We start from the raw sequence: 1767 nt of genomic DNA on the forward strand, positions 1-1767 counted from the left end.
ACCCTGCACCACGATGCGCACACCGGGCGCCGCCTGCTGCATCGGCGGCGCAGCCTCACCCGGCTGGAGGATCAACCGCCAGGCCTGGACACGGTGGTTGTCCATGACCGAGACGTAGGGCGCAGGGCGAGCAAGCGGTGAAAAGCGGCCCGGCTGCGAGTCGAACAACTCGAAGCCCATGATCCGGAAATCGCTGGTGCCGACATTGGCGACCTGGTGCACCACCGGCTGCTTCGTATAGTTGGTGAACAACACTTCCCCGACCTTGCGCGGCGTGATGACCGGCTTGCCTCCAAGCGGCGTGCCCTCCGCATCCGAGACGGCCATGTACACTTGGGCAAAGTCCCTGGTGTGCCGGTGATAGGCGGCGATCTGTCCGGGCGGGATCGTGACATTCATGAACTGCAGATATTCGTTGCTGAACGTCTGATCGTGAAAGCTCGCAAACTCAATCGGAACGATTTCGGGATCGCCCACGGCGCTCGCTTGTCTCGGCAGAGACGCAGCGCCAAGCACCGCGCAACAACCGCACAGGAACTGACGCCGCCCCATCGAATTACGCATGTCCTTGCCGTCCCGCTGAATTATGCACGCTTACATGCATACCGGCCGAGTATTTAAAGCCCGCTTAAATGAAGGCCTGTCCGGGATTTCACGGGCGCATGGCCGTCTCTCCGAACCGCATGCCTGATGGACCTTCGACGACAGCACTGCCGAAACTATAGGCACGGCAATGGCAGCATCCTGCGTCTACCTGCATTGGACCGCACGGCGAACTGCAGCGTGTGCCGTGGACTGTTGGCGATGTGCCGGCGACATTTTTCAAACTGTCACTCTGCGCGGAGCTGATCAATTCGTCTTCGCTTCACTGGTCGCGATCCAGATTCCGGCGAAGACCGCGAGCAGCCCGACCAGGAGATTTGGCGTGATCGGCTCGCCGATCAGCAGCGCTGCCAGCAAGGTCGCGGCAATCGGATTGACCGTCATGGTATTGGCGACGCGGGTCGGCGTTGCCCGCGCCAGCGCCATGACCCAGAGGATGAAGGCGAGCGCGCCGCCGCCGGCTCCGAGATAGATGCCGGCGATCCACTGCGCCGTCGTGAAGTGATCGAGCGCCGCAAAGCTGCCTTTCACGAGCCCCGCCAGCACCAGCACGACGGCGCCCGCGCCCATGCCGACCGTGAGAAAGCCGAGCGCGCTCGAGCGCTGCATCAGCGGGCGCGACAGCACGTTGTAGAACGCCATGCAGAACACGGCGCCGGTCATGATCAGCTCACCGCGCCAGGCGCCCGGCGGGCTATGCGCGAGGCCCGCGGCGAGCGCCGCCGCCACGCCGAGCACGGCGATGCCGACACCAATGATCTTGCGCGCCGTCAGCCGCTCCACGCCGAGGATCGCGCCGACCACCATGGTGTGGAGCGGCAGCGTCGCCAGCGCGAGGCTGGCGCGCGCCGCGGTCGTGTAGGACACCGCGATGTTGTAGAGGATGAAGAACAGGCCGAAGAAGCAGATGCCGAGCAGCGCCACGGCCGGCCAGTCGGGCCGCTGCGGCCAGCGCACGCCGAGCATCAGCGCACACGGCAGCAGGCAGAGAAAACCGATCCCCCAGCGCAGGATCGCCAGCAGGACCGGATCGGCGCCGCCGACGAGATAGCGCGTGATCGCCGCCGCGGTGCCTCCGAGGCTGCTGGACGCCAGCGCAATCGCAACCCCGGCCCATTCCCCCACGATCGCCTCCTGTCGCGGAGCTTCGGGGGCGGCTAACAC

2 protein-coding genes are annotated in these 1767 nt (G+C 65.5%); both read right to left on the minus strand.

What is annotated here, in order from left to right:
- Positions 1 to 477, minus strand: a 477-nt coding sequence (locus AC1D00_RS39670; protein WP_477014442.1) for a hypothetical protein, incomplete at its 3' end; no start/stop codon positions are given.
- A gap of 372 nt (positions 478 to 849) precedes the next feature.
- On the minus strand, positions 850 to 1728 hold the full coding sequence (locus AC1D00_RS39675) for a DMT family transporter (RefSeq protein WP_477014443.1): 879 nt from the start codon (positions 1726 to 1728) through the stop codon (positions 850 to 852).
- Positions 1729 to 1767: the final 39 nt, after the last annotated feature.

Source organism: Bradyrhizobium sp. P2_E8, from assembly GCF_056403875.1.